Annotated in this window: 18 protein-coding genes and 1 tRNA gene; 9 read left to right on the top strand and 10 right to left on the bottom strand. The window is 59.8% G+C overall.

Features of this window, described 5'->3' with window-relative positions; translation table 11 throughout:
• Positions 1-6: 6 nt before the first annotated feature.
• Positions 7-2682: a bifunctional acetaldehyde-CoA/alcohol dehydrogenase gene (gene adhE, locus AB5Y80_RS17850; protein ID WP_042017218.1), complete on the bottom strand. Its 2676-nt coding sequence runs from the start codon at positions 2680-2682 to the stop codon at positions 7-9.
• Positions 2683-3514: 832 nt separating this feature from the next.
• Between adhE and AB5Y80_RS17845 the strand changes: the two genes are divergently transcribed.
• The 7 genes from AB5Y80_RS17845 to AB5Y80_RS17815 all read left to right on the top strand — a co-directional run bounded on the left by AB5Y80_RS17845 (position 3515) and on the right by AB5Y80_RS17815 (position 11445).
• Positions 3515-4150 carry a YchE family NAAT transporter gene (locus AB5Y80_RS17845; protein ID WP_010674328.1) on the top strand — a complete coding sequence of 212 codons (636 nt, stop codon included), beginning with the start codon at positions 3515-3517 and terminating at the stop codon, positions 4148-4150.
• Between the two features lie 280 nt (positions 4151-4430).
• Complete coding sequence (locus AB5Y80_RS17840; RefSeq protein WP_201894800.1) at positions 4431-6050, top strand: ABC transporter substrate-binding protein; 1620 nt, start codon at positions 4431-4433, stop codon at positions 6048-6050.
• A gap of 97 nt (positions 6051-6147) precedes the next feature.
• On the top strand, positions 6148-7068 hold the full coding sequence (oppB, locus tag AB5Y80_RS17835) for an oligopeptide ABC transporter permease OppB (RefSeq protein ID WP_010674330.1): 921 nt from the start codon (positions 6148-6150) through the stop codon (positions 7066-7068).
• Between the two features lie 14 nt (positions 7069-7082).
• Positions 7083-7994, top strand: a complete 912-nt coding sequence (gene oppC / locus AB5Y80_RS17830) for an oligopeptide ABC transporter permease OppC (protein ID WP_010674331.1) — start codon at positions 7083-7085, stop codon at positions 7992-7994.
• Between the two features lie 94 nt (positions 7995-8088).
• Entirely contained in the window at positions 8089-9069 is a 981-nt protein-coding gene (locus tag AB5Y80_RS17825) for an ABC transporter ATP-binding protein (RefSeq protein ID WP_039038983.1), read from the top strand.
• Complete coding sequence (oppF, locus tag AB5Y80_RS17820; protein WP_010674333.1) at positions 9070-10065, top strand: murein tripeptide/oligopeptide ABC transporter ATP binding protein OppF; 996 nt, start codon at positions 9070-9072, stop codon at positions 10063-10065.
• Positions 10066-10500: 435 nt separating this feature from the next.
• Positions 10501-11445: a TerC family protein gene (locus AB5Y80_RS17815; protein WP_029314355.1), complete on the top strand. Its 945-nt coding sequence runs from the start codon at positions 10501-10503 to the stop codon at positions 11443-11445.
• Between the two features lie 54 nt (positions 11446-11499).
• Here the strand turns inward: AB5Y80_RS17815 and alr are convergent, their stop codons facing one another.
• Positions 11500-12726: an alanine racemase gene (alr, locus tag AB5Y80_RS17810; protein ID WP_368173294.1), complete on the bottom strand. Its 1227-nt coding sequence runs from the start codon at positions 12724-12726 to the stop codon at positions 11500-11502.
• Positions 12727-12905: 179 nt separating this feature from the next.
• Here alr and AB5Y80_RS17805 point away from each other — a divergent pair, with 179 nt between their 5' ends.
• Positions 12906-13352 carry an isoprenylcysteine carboxylmethyltransferase family protein gene (locus AB5Y80_RS17805; protein WP_010674336.1) on the top strand — a complete coding sequence of 149 codons (447 nt, stop codon included), beginning with the start codon at positions 12906-12908 and terminating at the stop codon, positions 13350-13352.
• 71 nt (positions 13353-13423) lie between these two features.
• On the opposite strand, the gene AB5Y80_RS17800 is transcribed toward AB5Y80_RS17805, so the two are convergent.
• From AB5Y80_RS17800 to AB5Y80_RS17790, 3 genes are all read right to left on the bottom strand, one after another.
• A complete protein-coding gene (locus AB5Y80_RS17800) occupies positions 13424-14683 on the bottom strand; it encodes a dicarboxylate/amino acid:cation symporter (RefSeq protein ID WP_041215419.1) in 1260 nt (419 codons plus the stop codon).
• Between the two features lie 205 nt (positions 14684-14888).
• Positions 14889-15365, bottom strand: coding sequence for a hypothetical protein (locus AB5Y80_RS17795; protein WP_223955526.1), 477 nt, complete (start codon positions 15363-15365; stop codon positions 14889-14891).
• Positions 15366-15498: 133 nt separating this feature from the next.
• Positions 15499-15575 (bottom strand) — tRNA-Pro (locus AB5Y80_RS17790).
• 33 nt (positions 15576-15608) lie between these two features.
• Here AB5Y80_RS17790 and AB5Y80_RS17785 point away from each other — a divergent pair.
• Positions 15609-15923 carry a hypothetical protein gene (locus AB5Y80_RS17785; RefSeq protein ID WP_323916490.1) on the top strand — a complete coding sequence of 105 codons (315 nt, stop codon included), beginning with the start codon at positions 15609-15611 and terminating at the stop codon, positions 15921-15923.
• On the opposite strand, the gene AB5Y80_RS17780 is transcribed toward AB5Y80_RS17785, so the two are convergent.
• From AB5Y80_RS17780 to rdgC, 5 genes are all read right to left on the bottom strand, one after another.
• Positions 15913-17256, bottom strand: a complete 1344-nt coding sequence (locus AB5Y80_RS17780) for a dihydroorotase (RefSeq protein ID WP_039038976.1) — start codon at positions 17254-17256, stop codon at positions 15913-15915. The two genes, AB5Y80_RS17785 and AB5Y80_RS17780, sit on opposite strands and share 11 nt — an antisense overlap.
• A 64-nt stretch (positions 17257-17320) precedes the next feature.
• The gene (locus AB5Y80_RS17775) at positions 17321-18574 is read right to left on the bottom strand and encodes a DUF3596 domain-containing protein (protein WP_368173293.1); all 1254 of its coding nucleotides are present in this window, start codon (positions 18572-18574) and stop codon (positions 17321-17323) included.
• Positions 18575-18743: 169 nt separating this feature from the next.
• Complete coding sequence (locus tag AB5Y80_RS17770; RefSeq protein ID WP_319891770.1) at positions 18744-19148, bottom strand: hypothetical protein; 405 nt, start codon at positions 19146-19148, stop codon at positions 18744-18746.
• Between the two features lie 56 nt (positions 19149-19204).
• Complete coding sequence (locus AB5Y80_RS17765) at positions 19205-19729, bottom strand: class I SAM-dependent methyltransferase (RefSeq protein WP_323943719.1); 525 nt, start codon at positions 19727-19729, stop codon at positions 19205-19207.
• 345 nt (positions 19730-20074) lie between these two features.
• Positions 20075-20818, bottom strand: a 744-nt coding sequence (rdgC, locus tag AB5Y80_RS17760) for a recombination-associated protein RdgC (protein WP_368173292.1), incomplete at its 5' end; no start/stop codon positions are given.

Raw genomic sequence — 20818 nt, 5'->3', positions numbered from 1 at the left:
CGTTTATCAGGCCTTGGATTTTTTCTTGTTGTCCACCTTGGCGTCGACCTTGGCTGCAACCGGGGCGGCAGCAGGGGCTTCCTCGATGAAGGGACGGCCGTAGTAGGTGTCCATCAGGATGGCTTTCAGCTCGGTGATCAGCGGGTAGCGCGGGTTGGCGCCGGTGCACTGGTCATCGAAGGCTTCCAGCGCCAGCTGGTCTACCTTGGCCAGGAAGTCCGCTTCGTTCACGCCGGCTTCGCGGATGGAGGCCGGGATCCCCAGGGTGGCCTTCAGCTCGTCCAGCCAGGTCAGCAGCTTCTCGATCTTGGCAGCGGTACGGTCACCTGCAGCGGTCAGGCCAAGGTGGTCAGCCACTTCGGCGTAGCGACGGCGAGCCTGCGGACGGTCGTACTGGGAGAACGCGGTCTGCTTGGTCGGGTTGTCGTTCGCGTTGTAGCGGATGACGTTGCTGATCAGCAGGGCGTTGGCCAGACCGTGGGGGATGTGGAACTCCGCACCCAGTTTGTGGGCCATGGAGTGGCACACACCCAAGAAGGCGTTGGCAAACGCGATACCGGCGATGGTGGCGGCGTTGTGCACCTTCTCGCGGGCAACCGGGTCGTTGGCGCCGTTGATGTAGCTGGAGGGCAGGTAGTCCTTCAGCAGTTTCAGGGCTTGCAGCGCCTGACCGTCGGAGTATTCGTTGGCCAGCACGGAGACATAGGCTTCCATGGCGTGGGTCACGGCGTCGATACCACCGAAGGCACACAGGGACTTGGGCATGCCCATCACCAGGTTGGCATCCACGATGGCCATGTTCGGGGTCAGCTCGTAGTCGGCCAGCGGGTACTTCATGCCGGTGGCGTCGTCGGTCACGACCGCAAACGGGGTCACTTCAGAACCGGTACCGGACGTGGTGGTGATGCAGACCAGCTCGGCCTTCACGCCCATTTTCGGGAACTTGTAGATACGCTTGCGGATGTCCATGAAGCGCATGGCCAGATCTTCGAACGCGGTATCCGGGTGCTCGTACATGACCCACATGATCTTGGCGGCATCCATGGGTGAACCACCACCCAGGGCGACGATCACGTCCGGCTTGAAGGAGTTGGCCATCTCGGCGCCCTTGCGGACCACGGACAGGGTGGGGTCGGCTTCCACTTCGTAGAAGATCTCCACTTCCATGTTCAGCTTCTTGAGCAGGCGAACCACTTCATCGGCATAGCCGTTGTTGAACAGGAAGCGGTCGGTCACCACCATGGCGCGCTTCTTGCCTTCCAGGTCGCCCAGGGCGATCGGCAGGGAACCACGACGGAAGTAGATGGATTTCGGAAGTTTGTGCCACAGCATATTTTCTGCCCGTTTTGCGACTGTCTTCTTGTTGATCAAGTGCTTGGGACCGACGTTCTCGGAGATGGAGTTACCACTCCAGGAGCCGCAACCCAGGGTCAGGGACGGGGCCAGCGCGAAGTTGTACAGGTCACCGATACCACCCTGGGTGGAGGGGGTGTTGATGAGGATACGGGCGGTCTTCATCTTGTCGCCGAAGTACTTGATGCGGTCGGCATTGCGATCCTGGTCGGTATAGAGACCGGAGGTGTGGCCGATACCACCGATGTTGACCATGTCGCAGGCCATTTCGACGGCTTCTTCGAAGTTCTTGGCACGGAACATCCCCAGCGTCGGGGAGAGTTTCTCGTGAGCGAACTCGTCTTCTGCGCAGAGTTCCAGACCTTCACCGATGAGGATCTTGGTGGTGGCAGGCACGGTCACGCCGGCCATGGCGGCGATCTTGGTAGCAGGTTGGCCCACGATGTCGGCGTTCAGGGCGCCGTTGATCAGCAGCACTTTACGCACCTTGTCCGCTTCGTCCTTGGAGAGGATGTAGCCGGCGTGGGTCGCGAAACGCTCCTTGACTTGGTTGTAGATGGAGTCGACCACGATGACAGCCTGCTCGGAGGCACAGACCACGCCGTTGTCGAATGTCTTGGACATCAGGATGGAGGCGACGGCACGCTTCACGTCGGCGGTTTCGTCGATGACGATGGGCACGTTGCCCGCACCCACGCCGATGGCGGGTTTGCCGGAGGAGTAGGCGGCCTTCACCATGCCCGGGCCACCGGTGGCCAGGATCAGGTTGATGTCGTCGTGACGCATCAGGGCGTTGGAGAGTTCGACGGAGGGTTGATCAATCCAGCCGATGATGTCTTTCGGCGCACCGGCAGCCACGGCAGCATCCAGTACCAGCTTGGCAGCGGTATTGGTGGAGTTCTTGGCGCGGGGGTGCGGGGAGAAGATGATGGCATTGCGGGTCTTCAGGGAGATGAGGGCCTTGAAGATCGCGGTGGAAGTCGGGTTGGTGGTCGGTACGATACCGCAGATGATGCCTACCGGCTCGGCGATGGTGATGGTGCCCATCTCGTCATCTTCACTGAGGATGCCGCAGGTCTTCTCATCTTTGTAGGCGTTGTAGATGTATTCGGAGGCGAAGTGGTTCTTGATAACCTTGTCTTCGATGATACCCATGCCGGATTCAGCCACGGCCATCTGGGCCAGGGGGATACGGGCGTTGCTGGCGGCCAGAGCGGCGGCGCGGAAGACCTTGTCTACCTGCTCTTGCGAGAAGCTGGCGAATTGACGCTGTGCTTCTTTGACGCGGGCAACCAGTGCATCCAGTTCAGCCAAATTGGTTACTGCCATGTTTATCTCCTGATGATTTGAAAACTGTTTAGTAAGACCTTGGCAATGCCCGGCAATTATAGCCACCTTGTCAAGGCGAGAATCACCATAACGGGGTATTTACATGCCTTAGTAAACTGTTTTCTGACTCGATTATAGGGTCGGGATGTGTCAGAAAAGATTGATCTGGATCATATGTAACAAAAGAACAAAAGAAATTCTGTTTCACCCCTTGTCGCACCACTATGTTACGGGAGTGTGTCATCCTTTCTTGGCATCACGAGCTGCTGTCACGCGCCCTTGGAATATCTGCTCAGGGAAGGGGATCCGATGAATTCTCGCCTTGACCGGTATGGGGGAGGCGGTATCGCCGTGTTGGTGGTAGAACGTCCACTCCCTTGACGTTTCATTTATGTTGAGAAAGGGGTTGTTGTTTTCATCCAGTCGCCCTGGCGAAACAGCACATCTGGCGGTGGCAGGGAGCTTGTCACCTCTTCACCGCCGGCCCCACTGGCGCCGCACCAGGGTGAGAAAGGCCAAAAATCGGGGTCACAGGAGCGGGTGGGGGCGGCAAGCAGGTGTGGTGAGAAGCAAGGGTGCCATTTGCCGAAAATATCGTTTCTTGGCTGAGGGGTGATATAACGCGCTGCCATGGCACCCGGCGATGTTAATGGCGACCTCTCTCCCTTAACAACCCGATATGTTGAATTTTGTCGATACATTAGCGGAACTAACTAAAAAGCCCCGGTAAGGGTGAGATTATTTGATTGGAGAAGGGAAAAGCCATGGTGTAAATTTACGCGCAGTTTGGGGGCTGGCCCCTTGTGGCTCGTATTGGTTCTGGATGGCGCCTATGGCAGCAATAGACTTCTCTTTATACCTGAAATTTTTCGTCGGCCTGTTTGCGATCATCAACCCGCTGGGTCTGTTGCCGGTTTTTGTGAGCCTGACGGGCCACATGTCGCCGGAGGAGCGACGCAAGACCAACACCACCGCCCACATTGCCGTGATGATCATCCTGATGGTCTCCATGTGCATGGGACAGCTCATCCTCGACAGTTTCGGCATCTCCTTGGCGTCGTTTCGTATTGCCGGTGGCTCGCTGATCACCCTGATCGCTTGGTCGATGCTGCAGGGCAAGCTGGGGGAGGTGAAGCACAACAAGCAGGAGAAGGGTGAACTGGCTGCGCGTGAATCCATTGCCGTGGTGCCCCTGGCACTGCCGCTGATGGCCGGACCCGGTGCCATCTCCTCTTCCATCGTCTATGCCAGCCAGAAGACCCTGCCCCAGATGGCCGGCATGTTCGTGGTGGTGGTGGCGTTTGCCTGCTGTTCCTGGCTCATCTTCCGGGCTGCTCCCCTGCTGTTCAAGCTGATGGGCAACACCGGCATCAACGTGGTGACCCGTATCATGGGTCTCATCATGATGTCCCTTGGCATCGAGATCATCGTGGCGGGCATCAAGGGAGTCTTCCCCGGTCTGGTGTGAGCCAGGTCCGTTTTTGTCGGAGCCGGTCCTTGTGACCGGCTTTTTATTGTTTCTTTTTTGTTGGTCATTTCCTAGAATCGAGCGGCCTTGTACGAAAAACGACCGCCTCGGGATATTTAAATGCTGAATAAATGGTTTTAAGTTGTTTTTTTGACCATGAAAGCGGCCTGTTCCTGATGATATCTATTGCATTATCAGAATTGTCAGGGAATTATGCGGGCAGCGAGGTGTTTGTCTCGTGGATAACAAATGCATGGAATGTTCTTGTTGGAGTATGGAAATGACTCATAGAAAAACAATTATTAATACCCTTTTATTGACTGCACTTTTCGGTGGCGCCACCCTGGCTCACGCCGCCGATGTCCCCGCCGGTACCAAGCTTGCTCCCGAGCAAACCCTGGTGAAAGGCAATGGTTCCGAACCCGCCACCCTGGATCCCCAGAAAGTGGAAGGTACCCCCGAATCCAACGTATTGCGCGACCTGTTCGAGGGGCTGGTCACCTCTGGCCCCAAGGGTGAGACCCTGCCCGGCGTCGCCGAGTCATGGGAAACCAAGGACAACAAACATTACGTGTTCCACCTGCGCAAGGATGCCAAGTGGTCCAACGGGGATCCCGTCACCGCGCATGACTTCGTCTTTGCCTTCCAGCGCGCGGTGGATCCCAAGACGGCCTCTCCCTACTCCTGGTACATGGAGATCCCGACCATCATCAATGCCTCCGACATCATCGCGGGCAAGAAGCCGGCCGACACCCTGGGCGTGAAGGCGGTGGACGATCACACCTTCGAGGTGCAGCTGGAGAAGGCGGTGCCTTACTTCGTCAGCATGCTCTCCCACACCACCACCTATCCGGTCCCGAAGAAGGTGATCGAGAAGTTCGGTGACAAGTGGACCCAGCCCGGCAACATGGTATCCAACGGCGCCTACGTGCTGAAGGACTGGGTGGTCAACGAGCGCGTCGACGTCGAGCGCAACCCCAACTACTGGAACAACGGCAAGACCGTCATCAACAAGGTGACCTATCTGCCCATCCAGTCCACCAACGCCGAGCTGAACCGCTATCTGGCTGGCGAAGTGGATCTGACCTACAACATGCCCATCGAACGCTTCAAGCAGATGAAGAAAGAGCTGCCGGACGAAGTAAAGGTCAGCGGCTATGTGGGCACCTACTACTACCAATACAACTTCAAGCACAAGCCGTTTGACGACGTGCGGGTGCGTACCGCCCTCTCCTATGCCATCGATCGCAACGTGATCGCCGACAAGGTGATGGGCAAGGGTGAAACCCCGGGCTATACGCTCGTGCCTGACTTTGTAGATGGCTTCAAGCCGGTGGCGCCGGCCTGGTCCAAGCTGACCCAGGCAGAGCGCGATGCCAAGGCGAAAGAGCTGCTGACCGAAGCCGGTTACGGCCCGGGCAAGCCGCTCAAGTTCGAGCTGCTCTACAACACCGACGACAACCACAAAAAGGTGGCCGTGGCCGTCGCCTCCATGTGGAAGAAGCTCGGCGTGCAGGTGAGCCTGGTGAACCAGGAGTGGAAGACCTACCTGGAGACCAAGAAGCAGGGTAACTTCGACGTGGGCCGCGCTGGCTGGATTGCGGACTACAACGAAGCCTCCTCCATGCTGGATCTGATGCAGACCACCCACGGCAACAACGACGGCAAATACTCCAACCCGACGTTCGACAAGCTGATGAGCGAGTCCCGCAACCAGGTGGATGCCGAGGCGCGCAACAAGCTCTATGTCCAGGCCGAAGAGATCCTGGCCAAGGACATGCCGATCGCCCCCATCTATCAGTACGTGACCTCCCGCATGGTCAAGCCCTACGTGGGTGGCTACCCGGCCAACCCGCTGGACAACATCTACAGCAAAGACATGTACATCGTTGCTCACTGAGTAAAGAAACAAGTCGCATAACAAGCAGGGCCCGCCAGACGGCGGGCCTTTATTACAACCGCGACCCTTTGGAAGCAGTACAGGACAGGAAATGTCTATGTTGAAATTCATCCTTAAACGTCTACTGGAAGCGATCCCGACTCTGCTGGTCTTGATCACCGTCTCCTTCTTCATGATGCGCTTCGCCCCGGGTAACCCCTTTACCAGCGAACGCGCCCTGCCGCCGGAAGTCCTGGCCAACATCGAAGCCAAATATGGCCTGGACAAGCCCATCGGCATGCAATACCTCACTTACCTCGGCAACCTGGTCCAGGGGGATCTGGGGCCTTCCTTCAAATACAAGGACTTCACCGTCAATGATCTGGTGAGCCAGGCCCTGCCTGTCTCCGCCAAGATAGGCTCGGTCGCCTTCCTGCTGGCGGTGACCCTGGGGGTCACCTTCGGGACCATTGCGGCCCTGAAACAGAACACCCTCATCGACTACCTGTTGATGTCGTCGGCCATGGCCGGGGTGGTGATCCCCGGCTTCGTGCTGGCACCGCTGCTGGTGCTCTTCTTCAGTATCTATCTGGGCTGGTTCCCGGCGGGGGGCTGGCAGGGGGGCGGCGCCCAGTTCATGGTACTGCCGGTGTTCGGCATGATGATGTACTACATCTCGGCCATCTCCCGCATCATGCGCGGCAGCATGATCGAAACCATGAACTCCAACTTCATCCGTACCGCCCGCGCCAAGGGGCTGCCCCTGCGCCACATCATCCTCAAGCACGCGCTGCGCCCGGCCATGCTGCCGGTGGTCTCCTACCTGGGACCGGCCTTCGTGGGCATCATCACCGGCTCCGTGGTCATCGAGACCATCTTCGGCCTGCCGGGGATCGGCCAGCTGTTCGTCAACGGTGCCCTCAACCGTGATTACTCCATGGTGCTCGGTCTGACCATTCTGGTCGGCGCCCTCACCATCACCTTTAACGCCGTGGTCGATATTCTCTATGCCGTCATCGATCCCAAGATCCGTTACTAAGCCGGGAGTACATCATGGTAGTCACAACTGAAAAGCGCGAAGCCGTCGAGGCGTTCGCCCAGAAAGTGGAAGTGGTGGAAGGACGCTCCCTGTGGAAGGATGCCCGTCGCCGTTTCCTGCGCAACAAGGCGGCCCTGACCAGCCTCATCATCCTGACCATCATCGGTCTGGCGGTGATCGTGGGGCCCCACCTGTCCCAGTACACGTTCGATGACCCGGACTGGGGGGCCATGCAGAGTGCCCCGGACATGGAGACCGGCCACTGGTTCGGCACCGACAGCCTGGGGCGCGACCTGTTCGTGCGTACCCTGCTCGGCGGACGCATCTCCCTGATGGTCGGCATCATGGGGGCCCTGGTGGCCGTCATCATCGGCACCCTCTACGGGGCCGCGTCCGGCTTCATCGGCGGTCGCGTCGACAGCCTGATGATGCGGGTGCTTGAGATCCTCAACGCCTTCCCCTTCATGTTCTTCGTGATCATGCTGGTGACCTTCTTCGGTCGCAATCTGGCCCTCATCTTCCTCGCCATCGGCGCGGTGAGTTGGCTCGACATGGCGCGGATCGTCCGCGGCCAGACCCTGAGTCTCAAGAGCAAGGAGTTCATCGAGGCGGCCCACGTCTGCGGCGTCTCCAAGTGGAAGATTATCACCCGCCACATCGTGCCGAACGTGCTCGGCATCGTCGCTGTCTACGCCACCCTGCTGGTGCCGGGCATGATCATGTTCGAGTCCTTCCTGAGCTTCCTGGGGCTCGGGGTACAAGAGCCCATGACCAGCTGGGGCGCCCTGCTGGATGAAGGCTCCAAGTCGATGGAAGTGGCCATCTGGCAACTCCTGTTCCCCGCCGGTTTCATGGTGGTGACCCTGTTCTGCTTCAACTTCCTCGGGGATGGTCTGCGTGATGCCCTCGATCCCAAGGATCGGTAAGACGCAAGCAATGCCGTAGGACCCGTCCGCTGGTCACATAGCGCCAGCGGGATGGGCAGGCCTGCCTCATGACAGATCGATAAGGAGTGTTTATATGAAATTACTGGATGTGAAAGATCTGCGGGTCGAGTTCAAGACCCCGGACGGCAATGTGGTGGCCGTCAACGACCTCAACTTTTCTCTTTCTGCCGGCGAAACCCTCGGGATCGTCGGGGAGTCCGGCTCCGGCAAGTCCCAGACCGCCTTTGCCATCATGGGGCTGCTGGCCAAGAACGGTGTCATCACCGGCTCGGCCAAATTTCAGGGGGACGAGATCCTGAATCTGCCGGAGCACAAGCTCAACAAGATCCGCTCCGAGAAGATCGCCATGATCTTCCAGGACCCCATGACCTCGCTCAACCCCTACATGAAGGTCAAGGATCAGCTGATGGAAGTGCTGATGCTGCACAAGGGGATGACCAAGGCTGCCGCCTTTGAGGAGTCGGTGCGCATGCTGGACGCGGTGAAGATCCCCGAGTCGCGCAAGCGGATGAACATGTACCCCCACGAGTTCTCCGGCGGCATGCGCCAGCGGGTGATGATCGCCATGGCGCTCCTGTGCCGCCCGCAGCTGCTCATCGCCGACGAGCCGACCACGGCGCTGGACGTGACGGTGCAGGCCCAGATCATGACCCTGATGAACGAGCTCAAGCGCGAGTTCAACACCGCCATCATCATGATCACCCACGACTTGGGCGTGGTGGCTGGCATCTGCGACAAGGTGCTGGTGATGTACGCAGGCCGGACCATGGAGTACGGCCGGGTCAACGATATCTTCTATCGCCCGAGCCACCCCTATACCGAAGGCTTGCTGCGCGCCATTCCCCGCCTCGACACCGAAGGGGAAGAGCTGCCCACCATTCCGGGCAATCCGCCCAACCTGCTGCGTTTGCCCACCGGCTGCCCCTTCCAGGAGCGTTGCCACCGGGTGAGCGAGATTTGTGGCCAGCAGTCTCCGATCCTGACGCCGTTCAACGACGGCCGGGAGCGGGCGTGCCACTGGGTATCAGATGCCATGATCAAGGGAGTGAACTAAATGGGTACTGACAAGAAACTGCTGCTGGAAGTGTCCGACCTCAAGGTTCACTTCCATATCAAGAGTGACAAGGCCTGGCCCTGGGCCAAGCCCTCCGCCCTGAAGGCGGTGGACGGGGTGACCCTGCGCCTCTACGAAGGAGAGACCCTGGGCGTAGTGGGGGAGTCCGGTTGCGGCAAATCCACCTTCGCCCGTGCCCTCATCGGTCTGGTACCGGCCACCGACGGCAAGGTGGTGTGGCTTGGGCAGGACTTGACCAAGCTCGAGCAGAACGCCCTGCGGGAGAAGCGCAAGGAGATCCAGATGATCTTCCAGGACCCGCTGGCCTCCCTGAACCCCCGCATGACCATAGGCGACATCATCGCCGAGCCCCTCATCACCTTCTACCCGACCCTGCCAAGGGAAGAGGTGAAGGAGAAGGTGCGCGCCATGATGACCAAGGTGGGTCTGTTGCCGAACCTGGTGAACCGTTACCCCCATGAGTTCTCCGGCGGCCAGTGCCAGCGTATCGGCATCGCCCGGGCGCTCATCCTCGAGCCCAAGATGATCATCTGTGACGAGCCGGTCTCGGCGCTGGATGTCTCCATCCAGGCTCAGGTGGTGAACCTGCTCAAATCCCTGCAAAAGGAGATGGGGCTCTCCCTCATCTTCATCGCCCACGACCTCTCCGTGGTCAAACACATCTCCGATCGGGTGCTGGTGATGTACCTGGGCAACGCGGTGGAGCTCGGGACCGGCAAGGAGATCTTCGCCAATCCCCTGCACCCCTATACCAAGGCGCTGATGTCGGCGGTCCCCATCCCGGATCCGGATCTGGAGCGCAGCAAGGTCATCCAGATCCTGGAAGGGGACTTGCCATCCCCCATGAATCCGCCCTCCGGTTGCGTGTTCCGCACCCGCTGCCCGGTGGCAGGCCCGGAGTGCGCCAAGACCCGGCCCCAGCTCGAGGGCAACTTCGACCACGCGGTTTCCTGTCTCAAGGTGGATCCGCTCTGAGAACCTGTTAACGATCTTGCTGTGAGGCCGTGATCAAGGCTCATGCGCTGTTCGGAATCCTCATGTATTCATATACATTCCGGTTCCTGCGCTGCTCTTTACCTTGTTGACGACCTCTCGCGACAGCTCGTAAACAGGTTTTAAGGAGAACCGTATCGAGAAGGGCGCGTGCTGGCGCCCTTTTTATTGCATGGGGGATAAGATGCCTCTTGGCGCCAGCGGTTGTCGCTGCTACTATCCGCCGCACAAGGGGAGTAACTTCTCGCCGGTTTGTCGTCATTACGGTGCACCCATATCCTGCAGTGCACCCGGCAGCCGGGCAGTCGATGTCAATCGGCTGTAAGTGAGACCTTGCCGAGAGGCAAGGTGTATCTGCTCCAAACGCGAACCCACTGCCTCCCGGCCGTGGGTTTTGTCGTTTTGGGAGAAGTGAAAATGGGTGAATGGTGGATGTGGACCGGTTTCTTCAGCATAGTGCTGGTCCTGTTGTGGATTGATATCCGCTTTGTCGGTGGCGGCAAGGCGCACAAGGTGTCGCTGAAAGAGGCGGGCATCTGGTCTCTCATCTGGGTCAGCGTGGCGCTCCTGTTCAACCTGGCCATCTGGCTCTGGCTGGATCACAGTGCCGGGCGCGAAATCGCGAACCAGAAGGGGCTGGAGTTTCTCACCGGCTACCTCATCGAAAAGGCTCTGGCGGTGGACAACGTCTTCGTCTGGCTGATGCTGTTCGGCTACTTCGCCATCCCGGCGGAGCTGCAGCGCCGGGTCCTGCTCTACGGGGTGCTGGGGGCCATCGTGATGCGCGCCGGCATGGTGTTCGCGGGCAGCTGGCTCATCGAGCAGTTCCACTGGATCCTCTACCTGTTCGGGGCCTTCTTGCTGCTGACCGGTGCCAAGATGCTGTGGGCGGCCGACAAGGAGCCGGATCTCGAGAACAATGCCCTGCTCGGCTGGATGCGTCGTCGCTTCAAGGTGACCGAGACGCTGGAGGGGGAGAAGTTCTTCGTCTGGCGTGACGGTGTGCGCTACGCGACCCCGCTGCTGCTCATCCTGGTGCTGGTGGAGGTGAGCGACCTCATCTTCGCGGTGGACAGTATCCCGGCCATCTTCGCGGTGACCACGGATCCCTTCATCGTGCTCACCTCCAACATCTTCGCCATCATGGGGCTGCGCGCCATGTACTTCCTGCTGGCCGGGGTGGCCGATCGCTTCGCCCTGCTCAAATACGGCCTGGCGCTGATCCTGATGTTCATCGGGGTCAAGATGTTGCTGCTCGATATCTTCAAGATACCGACCGGCATCGCCCTTGGCGTGGTGGCGCTGATCCTGCTGGCCTCCATGGGGCTGAGTCTGCTGATGACCCGCAAAAAGGCGGCGTGAACGGCGCAGTAAAAAGGGCTCCCTCGGGAGCCCTTTTTCATGTCAGCAATTTGCTTAGCGCTTGATCTTCTTGGGGTTGGTGTAGCCCCAGACGGTGTACATGTCCGCCAAGAGGGCACCGTTGTACTCCTCCAGATCAGATTGTTTCACCTCGGCATCACCCTGGCGTCCGAACAGGACCACCTCGTCACCGGGTTTGAGCCCCTTGATGTCGGTGACGTCCACCATGGTGGTGTTCATGGAAGTCTTGCCCACGACGGGGGCCTTCTGGCCATGGATCAGCACATAGGCCTTGTTGCTCATGGCGCGGCGGTAGCCGTCGGAGTAGCCCATCGGCAGGTTGGCGAGCCAGGAGTCGCGCTTGAGGGTGAAGGTGCGGTCATAGCCGACGGTGTTGCCCGCCGGGTAGTGGTTGACGGAGGCGACCTGGGTCTTGAACGCCATCACCTTCTTGTACTCGGTGTAGGAGGGAATGGTGTCGCCATAGATGATGCCGCCCGGGCGCACCATGTCAAAGTAGGCTTCCGGCACTTCCAGGGTGGCGAAGGAGTTGGCGGCGTGGATGGTGAGCTTGCTGCGATCCAGCTTGCCGGCGTCGATCAGCCACTGGTAGTCCAGCTTGAACTGGGCCAGCCCCAGCTTGACGTCCTCTTTCTCCTCCACCGGGAAGTGGGTCATGATGCCGACCGGGGTGATCCCCTTGAGCTTGAGCATGGCCAGGGCATCGGCCTTGGCATCGTCCTGGCGCAGATCGATGCCGTTGCGGCTCATGCCGGCGGAGTTCAGGCCGATGTGCACCGGGATGTTGGTGTGATGGCGCTGGGCGATGTCGGCGATCCCCTTGGCGCTCTCCAGGCTGCCGATGAGCTCTTCCAGCTTGTAGGGCAGGGCCTGCTCCACTTCATCCGGGGTGGCGGCACGCACCCGCATCAGGCGACCTTCGAAGCCCTTCTCGCGGGCAACACGTGCTTCTTCGTTGCTGGCGATGCCGATGCAGGGGATGCCTGCCTTGACCACCGAGGGGACCAGCAGGTCGATGCCGTGACCGTAGGCGTCCGCCTTCATGATGGCGCAGATCTGCGGGCCCTTGTCACCGAGGCGATTCTTCAGGGTCTGGATGTTGTGCTCGAAGGCACCGAGATCCACTTCCAGCCAGGCGTTGGCGGCGGTCTGTTCCTGACCGTTGCGGTGGTCGTCGGCGAGCGGCAGATAGGGGGCGGCTACCGCCTGGCCGGCCAGCAGGCCAAAGATCAGGGTCGCGAGCAGTGTTTTCTTGTGCATGGGGCAAGTCCTTTCTTATTGTCTTGAGTTGAGGCTGGGCTCATCGCTGAGGCGAGCTGCGGCAGGGCTGGTCATAGCATGTTGCTATGCTAATGATATATTTCACTTTTTATCCAGATGCCGACTCTGGGAGTGTATCTCAACGGCGTCAATCGTGGCACGTGTTGCAGGAAGAAAATATGAAGCTGACGTTGCGGATTCCACCGCTGCTGCTGTTCGTCGTCATCGTGCTCGCCATGTGGCTGGGGCGGGGCGAGGGGAGGGCAGCGCCCCTGTGGCTGGTGCTGGTCGCCACGCTGTGGCTGGCGGGAGCCCTGCTGGGGGGCGGCGCGCTTCTGCATTTCTGGCAGCAGCGCACCACTGTGCACCCCCAGCGGCTGGAGAGCAGCCGGGTACTGGTGACCCGGGGCGTCTATCGCATCAGCCGCAATCCCATGTACCTGGGGCTGCTCTGCTGGACCCTGGCGCTGGCGTGCTATCTGGGAGGCATGGCAGTGTGGCTCGGGCCGCTGCTGCTCTGGGGCTGGCTTACCCGCTTCCAGATCCTGGCGGAGGAGCAGGCGCTGCGGCGACAATTCGGCGATGCCTATGACGACTATTGCCGGCAGGTCAGGCGCTGGTGCTGAGGCGCGGTGTGCCCCATCAGGCATATGGCAACGGCCCGCATAGGCGGGCCGTTGCCATGGGGGTCAGGGGATCACGCCTTGGCGGTGTCCACCTCGCCGAGGGGGGCGGTCTCCCCCAGGCTGTCTTCGCTCTTGGCCACCACGCTCGCGGCGATGGCGTTGCCCAGCACGTTGGTGGCGGAGCGCCCCATGTCGAGGAAGTGGTCGATACCGAGCAGCAGCAGGATGCCCGCTTCCGGGATGTGGAACTGGTTGAGGGTGGCGGCAATCACCACCAGGGAGGCGCGGGGCACCCCGGCCATTCCCTTGGAAGTAACCATCAGCAGCAGCAACATGGTGATCTGCTGGGCCGTTGAGAGCTCGATGCCATAGGCCTGGGCGATGAACATCACCGCGAAGGTGCAGTACATCATGGAGCCGTCCAGGTTGAAGGAGTAGCCCATGGGGAGCACGAAGCTGGCGATGCGCTTGTCACAGCCAAATTTCTCCAGCCTGTCCAGGGTCTTGGGGTAGGCGGCCTCGGAGCTGGCGGTGGAGAAGGCGAGCAGGATGGGCTCGCGGATGAGGGCGAGCAGGGTCAGGATGCGGCGGCGGATGAAGAGGCTGCCCATGGCGATGAGCAGCAGCCAGAGGCAGCCGAGCGCCAGATAGAACTGGGCCATGAAGGTGCCATAGGTGGCGAGGATGCCGAGCCCCTCCTTGGCGACCATGGCGGCGATGGCGCCAAACACCGCGAACGGGGCGAAGTTCATCACGTAGCCGGTCACCTTGAGCATGATCTCGGCGCCGCTGGCCATCAGCTTGACCACGGGCTTGGCGTCGTCCCCCAGGGCGGCGGCGGCCAGCCCGAAGAAGAGGGAGAAGACCACGATCTGCAGGATCTCGTTGGTGGCCATCGCCTCGACCACGCTTTTCGGGATGGCGTGGGTCACGAAATCCTTGAGGGAGATGGCGGTGGCAACCACGCCGGAGCTGGCGCCGTCATCGGGCAGGGAGAGGGAGAGCCCCACCCCAGGTTGCATCAGGTGGACCATGACCAGCCCCAGGGTCAGGGACATCAGGGAGGCGAGCATGAACCAGCCCAGGGTCTTGACGCCGATGCGGCCCACGGTGCGGGTGTCGCCCATCTTGGCGATACCGACCACGAGCGTGGTGAACACCAGGGGGGCGATGATCATCTTGATGAGGCGCAGGAAGATGTCGGTCAGCAGGGTGATGTCATCGGCAAAGCCAGCGGCCTGTGCGGGCGCGAGCAGGCGATAACCCTGCCCGGTCACGATGCCAAGCAACATCGCAATGAGGATGGCAACGGTCAACTTGTTCATTTTCATGGGGGAGTTCCGGTTTCGATAGGTGCAATGCCTGTGCAGGCGGCGAGGGGCCGCCTCAGTCCTTTTTTTTGTGATCCGGGCGGTGGAATCCAGACAGCCGGTGTGCTGGAGCATGCCTAATCGCGAAGGGGAAATCCAGTGACTTGTTTCGGAGTTTTGCGCTGTTGTTAGCTGCATTTGATATGCATCTTGTGATTTATTTGTATTAATCGCTGTTTATTTTAATTTTTGCGAGATAAACGGCTTCCATGCTCTGTGCGTCCCGGGGGCTGGCCTCCAGGGTGAAGACGAGCAGGGCCGAGGTGCGATGTTCCACCTGCATGTCGTCCATGAAGGTGTCTGGCTCGTACTCGTCGAACCCGAATTGGGGGCGGGTCGGGGTGACCCTGACGGCATCCCGCGACAGGGTCAGCGTCTCGACCTGAATCCAGGGGTATCCCTTTGCCAGTGCCACCTCACCGGCCCGCTTGAGCACGTATTTGCGCGCCGTTTCCCTGTCCACCAGATCGTTGCCCACAAACTCCAGTTGCCAGCGGGCCGGGCCAAGCTGGGTCTGTGAAAAACCGGTCTGGCCATTCCAGAACGATTTTTCACTGTCATAGGCGGTGGCGCAGCCCGCGAGCTGGCCGACCAGCAGGGCGCTGAGGGCAAGGGTGCAGAAAGTACGAAGGGAAGGCAACATGATGCGGGCCGCTTGGCAAAGGGGGTTTTACTACAGCACAAAGGGATCGGAGAGACAATCGCGGTGGAAGACCATAGCGGAAGACCATAAAAGAAAAGGCCTTGTCGTCTGACAAGGCCTTTCTCGGGGAATTTGGTCGGTGTGAGAGGATTCGAACCTCCGACCCTCTACACCCCATGCAGATGCGCTACCTGGCTGCGCTACACACCGACGGAGTCAGCTCGGCTGACGGGGAGGGAGTTTATGGAGATGCCCCGACCCTGTCAACAGGGGAAATTCAGGTTCGAGATCGTTTGCCTGCTTTGCGAGCAACTTCGGATCAAAGTGCGACCAGCGGTGCATTTTGTCGGCACCTCACCGCTGTCTTGCAGGAAAAACGGCCACCCGGAGGCGGCCGTTTGGCGTGATGCTCTCAAGTCGAGATCAGCGGTTGAAGATCAAGCGCATGCCCAATACCTTGTCGGTGACCTGACCGTTCTGCCAGGCAATCTGGCCGTTCACCAGGGTCATCTCAAGCAGGGCGCGCTGGAAGCGGTCATCATCCAGATCAGCGGTTGAAGGTGAGACGCTTGCCCAATACCTTGTCGGTGACTTGGCCGTTCTGCCAGGCTATTTGCCCGTTCACCAGGGTCATCTCGATGGTGCTCTGGAAGCGGTAGCCGTTGAACGGGGACCAGCCGCACAGGTAGAGCAGGTTGCTGTCGGTGACCACATAGGGCTTGCCGAGATCCAGCAGCACCAGGTCGGCGAAGTAGCCTTCCCGGATGTAGCCGCGATCCTGCACCTGGAAGCGCTCGGCCACCGCATGGGAGGTCTTCTTGACGATGGTTTCCAGGCTGAAGACCCCGTTGTGGTAGAGCTCCAGCAGCGCCTGCAGGGAGTGCTGCACCAAGGGCACGCCGGACGGCGCCTTGAAGTAGCTGTTCTGCTTCTCTTCCCAGGTGTGGGGGGCGTGGTCGGTGGCGATGATGTCGAGCACGTCGTTGCGCACCGCATCCAGCAGGGCGTGCTGGTCGGCAGCGCTCTTCACCGCCGGGTTGCACTTGATCTGGCTGCCCAGGGTGTCGTAGTCCGCCTCGTTGAAGAAGAGGTGGTGGACGCACACTTCGGCGGTGATGTTCTTGTCCTTGAGATCCTTCAGATCCGGGGTGGCGGTAAAGAGTGAGAGCTCTTTCGCCGTGGTCAGGTGCAGCACGTGCAGCTTGGCGCCGTACTGCTTGGCCAGGGAGACCGCCATGCTGGAGGATTTGTAGCAGGCGTCCGCGCTGCGGATGCGGCCGTGCTCGCGCATGGGCACGTCTTCGCCCCACTTGGCGCGAGCTTCGTCTTCCAGCACCTTGATGGACGGGGTGTCCTCGCAGTGGGTGACGATCATCACCGGGCTCTCGCGGAAGATGGCTGCCAGGGTCTCCTGGTTGTCCACCAGCATGTTGCCGGTGGAGGCCCCCATGAAGATCTTGATGCCGCAGGACTGCTTGGGATCGAGCTTCTTGATCTCTTCCAGGTTGTCGTTGGTGGCACCCAGGTAGAAGCTGTAGTTGGCGGCGGCGGAGTTGGCGGCGATCTGGTATTTGGCTTCGAGGGCGTCGATGGTGGTGGTCTGGGGATTGACGTTGGGCATTTCCATGAAGCTGGTGGTGCCACCGGCCACGGCGGCCCGGGATTCACTGGCGATGGTTCCCTTGTGGGTCAGGCCGGGCTCCCGGAAGTGGACCTGATCATCGATCATCCCGGGGATGAGATGACGGCCCGTTGCATCGATCACCACGGCATCGGGGGCACTGATGTCCGGGGCGACGCGGGCGATCCGCTCACCCTCGATCAGGACGTCGGAGGCATAGATGCGGCCTTCGTTGACCAGGGTGGCATTCTTGATAAGCAATTTGTTCATGGGGGGTTCCAGTTCCTTTGCCGGGAATTGTGGGGGTTGACTATTTATCTAATAAATCAATCGCTTACTGTTGGATCTTTTTTTCTTGGGGCGTCATTGGGGCAAAAAGGCCTTTTGATTGCATCTGCTCCCAGATCCTGACCGCCTCAGATTTGCTCGCCGAGGCGATCCACTTTCCGTAGACGGATTGTAACATTTCAAGGTCAGCGTGACCCATTTGCGCTGCAATATACGCGAGATTTCCATGCGACGTCAGGTTCCAACTAGCAAACGTATGCCTAAGTTGATAGAAGCGTCGGTATCTTACTCCGGCTCTCCTAATGATGTTGCTCCAGGCATGAGACACCCCGGCGGCGGTGAAGAACTCCTTGGCGTGTGGAACATGGGGGCCCGTCACCTTAGGCGTGAATACCGGCCTGATGCTCTGGCGCTCGATACGACCGTTCATGTCCACATCTACCGACACCACAGCACGCATGAACGACAATGCCATCTGTGACCTGAGAGCTGCGATCACGGGCGGTTGCAGATCAACCTCCCGGGGCTCGTTGGTCTTGGGCAGTTTGAAATAGTCCGATTCGTTACTGATGTTCCTGCTGATGACCATGACCCCTTTTTCGAGGTCGATGTCCTCCCAAGCAAGAGCCCTCAACTCGCCTGTTCTAAGGCCAGTATAGATGGCAAGGGTGATCATGTTTCGTTGCTGCTCGTGGGAGCAGGCTTCCAGCAGCCGGGTGTATTCATCATATTCGAAAGGGTCTGCCGGTGAGGTTTTTCTGGTGGTGACGGGCCTCACTCCTCCCGTGAGTCTTGCTGCATCCGCAAGTAAGTTGTTCTTCTCACACCAGCGAAGTAACTGCCTGAATCGCCCAAGGTAGGTGACGATGGAGTTGGGTTTGAGTGAGATGTGCAGCTCATTGCGGATCAGCTCTATGTCCTTGGGCATCAGCGTTGAGACCTGTCGGTCCTTACCCAGGACATTGATGCACGCCTCAATGGCGAACGGGTAGCCATGACGAGAGGTAGGCTTCAGCATAGGTTTGTGAAGCCGCCAGAAATCCTGATAGGCCTCCCAGATGGTGACGTTTCGCCGGCTTCCTCCAAATCGAGTCAGTGCTGAGCTGTCAGGGAAATGATGTGCGTAGCTGAAGGTACCGATCGCAATCTCATGCTTGATGGTTGCGAGCTTGTTGGTGGCAAACTTCACGTTCGCCTTGGTGATGGGGAGGTCGAGGACCTCCCGGCAGCGCGCCCGTTTATAGGTGAAGGTAATGCGCAGCTTTTTGCCATGAACCTCCAATCCAGTGACTCCAGCCACTAGATCATCATGTTTGACTCGACCCACTTGTCATACTCCGCAACGTTGTAACGAATCTGGTTATCCGGGGCTCGGCACCATACCCGCCCTTCCGGCCACTCTCCTTTTAAGCGCCGTCCCTCGGCGGCTTTTTCTGTCATGCCTGTCAGTTCGGCGAATAACTTCGGCCTCACCCACCTGGCACATGGGTAGACGAATTGCTGCATTTGTTGGTCCTCATTAGTCTGGTTATTTCATCCCGGCCTGCTCGGTTGTAGAGGAAGCATTCAACCTGCTTCCTGCTGCTGACCGCCTGGTCAAGACGGTACTCCCCGAACGCCGGGCGTTTGAGTTGGTGCTGGTTGGCCAGCCGTCCAATGGCCTGGGCACTGACCCCCAGCTCCTTGCCCAGGTCGGTGGCGCTCCAGAGCTGGCCGGCAACCCGGGGAGCTTCGATGGGCAGGTCGAAGTGCGCCAGGATGCGCCCTATCTCGGCGAGTTTGGCCGAACGGGAAAGGGTGGGGGAGCGCAAGGTGCTGACCAGGTCGTTGAGTAGCTGGCTATCCTGGTCGATGGTCAGTTGAAGTTGCTGCATGGCGTGGCCCTCCTGTCCCAGAGGATGGGGCGCCGATTGAGTTGAAGGAAGGGCCGCTATTCAGTGCTGCAGACTGGTTTCATGAAAACGAGCCAGTGCGTGAGGCCGTTGCGGCCACTGGGGTGCCCAAATAATGGCTTGATGTCAGTGAGTGCCAATACCTCCCCAACTTTGACCTGGGTTTCGTTCCACTTGAAGATAAGCACGCCGTCAGGCGCCAGAACTCGGAAGCACTCGGCGAAGCCTCGGCGTAGGTCATCGCGCCAATCTGGGCCGAGTTTCCCGTATTTCGCGGCAAGCCAGCTCTTGGGCCCTGCTCGTGTGAGGTGCGGCGGGTCGAACGCGACCAGCTTGAATGTGTAATCTGGATATGGGAGTGCCCTGAAGTCCAGTTGTACATCGGGCTCAATACGGAGCGTGCGTGTGCCATCCAGGTTTCCGTGTGAGCGGTCTGTGACGGTCAGCACCTCATTGCGCTGGTCGCCGAAAACTACGTCAGGATGCTCGCGGTCGAACCACATCATCCGCCCGCCGCAACACGGATCCAGCACTCTTTTTCCGCCGGCAGATTCACTCCCCATGCCATCCCCCTGCAGCCACAGCCGCCACCGGCAGAGTGTTACCGGCCGGCGCCAGCAGTTTTTCAAAGTCAATATTCACGGTAGGTCCTCAATGAAAAGCCCCGGGGTGTCCGGGGTTTTGGTTAAGCACGCCAGCCGCGGTACCCGATAAAGCCAGGCGCCAGCACCTGCCGGAGGGGCAGGACGGGTAGGTGGGCTATCAGGGTCTTGAGCTGGGGATTATCTGGTTGGCTGTCGATGGTGACACGGGCACCGGGATTGATGAGTAGATATCGCTCCCTCACGTTCACCGCCTCTTCTAGGGTTAACCCTGTTTGGATAATTGGTTCTCTGAAGCGCACCCATTCATTCCTCGCCGCCCAGAGCGGCAAGCAGGGCCGGGATGAACTGGGAAAGCTCGGCGGTAACCAGGGCGAAGTCGGCGTCCAGGCGTGCGGCCGGATCTTCGCTGGCAATGTCGTCGTTCTGCTCGCGCATGTCCTCGCTGAACTTGAGGCGCTTGATGGAGAGGTCGTCGCCCAGTACAAAGCTGAGGCGCTCACCCCAGTTCAGGGCCAACTTGGTGACCAGCTTGTCGTTGGCGAGGTGGTTTTTTACCTCGTCGGTCATCAGGTCTTGCTGTTTGAAGCGGGCGATCCCGCCGTGCTCCATGGCGCTGCGCAGCTCGGATTCATCCTCCAGGGTGAAAGCTGCTGGCAGATTTCCCTCTTGCAGCCATGCGGTCATGGTGATCTCGGGTGGGTTCTTGAGCGCCACCGGCACCACCGGCAGGCTGCCAATGGACTTGCGAAGCAGAGCCAGCACATCGTCCGCCTTCTTGGCGGAGGAGGCATCGACCATAAGCAGGCCGTCGGCCGGGTTGATCCAGGCGAAGGTGTTGGCGGTACGGCTGAACGCCCGGGGCAGCAGGGTGTGCAGCAGCTCCTCCTTGAGCGCTTCCTTCTCTTTCTTCTTGAGGGCGCGGCCCTGCTCGTACTCGATGGCCTCCACCTTCTCTGCCAGCGCTTCCTTGATGACGGCGGTCGGCAGGATCTTGTCCTCGCGGCGGGCGCACAGCAGGATCTGGCCGTTGGCGGCATGGGTCAGGGT

This window comes from Aeromonas sp. R2-1 (assembly GCF_040908425.1).
Classification (GTDB): domain Bacteria; phylum Pseudomonadota; class Gammaproteobacteria; order Enterobacterales; family Aeromonadaceae; genus Aeromonas; species Aeromonas caviae.
This window is presented reverse-complemented; position numbering and strand designations above follow the sequence as displayed.

Coding starts and splice junctions, on each gene's coding strand:
- adhE (WP_042017218.1), bottom strand. CDS start 2,682: ATGGCAGTAACCAATTTGGCTGAACTGGATGCACTGGTTGCCCGCGTC.
- AB5Y80_RS17845 (WP_010674328.1), top strand. CDS start 3,515: ATGGCAGCAATAGACTTCTCTTTATACCTGAAATTTTTCGTCGGCCTG.
- AB5Y80_RS17840 (WP_201894800.1), top strand. CDS start 4,431: ATGACTCATAGAAAAACAATTATTAATACCCTTTTATTGACTGCACTT.
- oppB (WP_010674330.1), top strand. CDS start 6,148: ATGTTGAAATTCATCCTTAAACGTCTACTGGAAGCGATCCCGACTCTG.
- oppC (WP_010674331.1), top strand. CDS start 7,083: ATGGTAGTCACAACTGAAAAGCGCGAAGCCGTCGAGGCGTTCGCCCAG.
- AB5Y80_RS17825 (WP_039038983.1), top strand. CDS start 8,089: ATGAAATTACTGGATGTGAAAGATCTGCGGGTCGAGTTCAAGACCCCG.
- oppF (WP_010674333.1), top strand. CDS start 9,070: ATGGGTACTGACAAGAAACTGCTGCTGGAAGTGTCCGACCTCAAGGTT.
- AB5Y80_RS17815 (WP_029314355.1), top strand. CDS start 10,501: ATGGGTGAATGGTGGATGTGGACCGGTTTCTTCAGCATAGTGCTGGTC.
- alr (WP_368173294.1), bottom strand. CDS start 12,726: ATGCACAAGAAAACACTGCTCGCGACCCTGATCTTTGGCCTGCTGGCC.
- AB5Y80_RS17805 (WP_010674336.1), top strand. CDS start 12,906: ATGAAGCTGACGTTGCGGATTCCACCGCTGCTGCTGTTCGTCGTCATC.
- AB5Y80_RS17800 (WP_041215419.1), bottom strand. CDS start 14,683: ATGAAAATGAACAAGTTGACCGTTGCCATCCTCATTGCGATGTTGCTT.
- AB5Y80_RS17795 (WP_223955526.1), bottom strand. CDS start 15,365: ATGTTGCCTTCCCTTCGTACTTTCTGCACCCTTGCCCTCAGCGCCCTG.
- AB5Y80_RS17785 (WP_323916490.1), top strand. CDS start 15,609: ATGGAGATGCCCCGACCCTGTCAACAGGGGAAATTCAGGTTCGAGATC.
- AB5Y80_RS17780 (WP_039038976.1), bottom strand. CDS start 17,256: ATGAACAAATTGCTTATCAAGAATGCCACCCTGGTCAACGAAGGCCGC.
- AB5Y80_RS17770 (WP_319891770.1), bottom strand. CDS start 19,148: ATGCAGCAACTTCAACTGACCATCGACCAGGATAGCCAGCTACTCAAC.
- AB5Y80_RS17765 (WP_323943719.1), bottom strand. CDS start 19,729: ATGGGGAGTGAATCTGCCGGCGGAAAAAGAGTGCTGGATCCGTGTTGC.